General features: G+C 43.9%; 1 pseudogene. It reads right to left on the bottom strand.

The annotated features are described in order from the left end of the window. Positions 1-161: 161 nt before the first annotated feature. A pseudogene (locus tag D0T87_RS23785) lies at positions 162-437 on the bottom strand (hypothetical protein); the annotation flags it as partial.

Raw genomic sequence — 437 nt, 5'->3', positions numbered from 1 at the left:
TATTTTAATTTTAAGTTTTGAATTATGAATTCTGAATTACTTCTTTAATCCTTACTTCCTACCCCTTACTCTTTTTGTTCTTACCCCTAACTTTCAACTTTCAACTCTTAACTGTCAACTGTCAACTGTCAACTGTCAACTCTTAACTGTCAACTGTCAACTCAATAACCTGTCAACTCCAAAATCACAAAAGTGATTTTGTACTCAATCCTTCTCAGCCCCGGATACGTCTCCCGACGCAGTTGCTCGTAAAAGTCAGGCCATTCATCGCGCAGGCGCATTTCGCGCTCGTCGGCATCGCGTATGCCGCGGATGATCTCGAGGATCATATATTTCTTTATGTTATCCGATGCAGCCACCAGGCGGTCGATAGACAACCAGTCTTCGCCCCGTCCATCTGCGGTAAAGAGCGTTTCGGGCAGGGTATGCACAATTTT

The organism is Bacteroides sp. 51 (genome assembly GCF_010500965.1).
Classification (GTDB): domain Bacteria; phylum Bacteroidota; class Bacteroidia; order Bacteroidales; family Bacteroidaceae; genus Bacteroides.
This window is presented reverse-complemented; position numbering and strand designations above follow the sequence as displayed.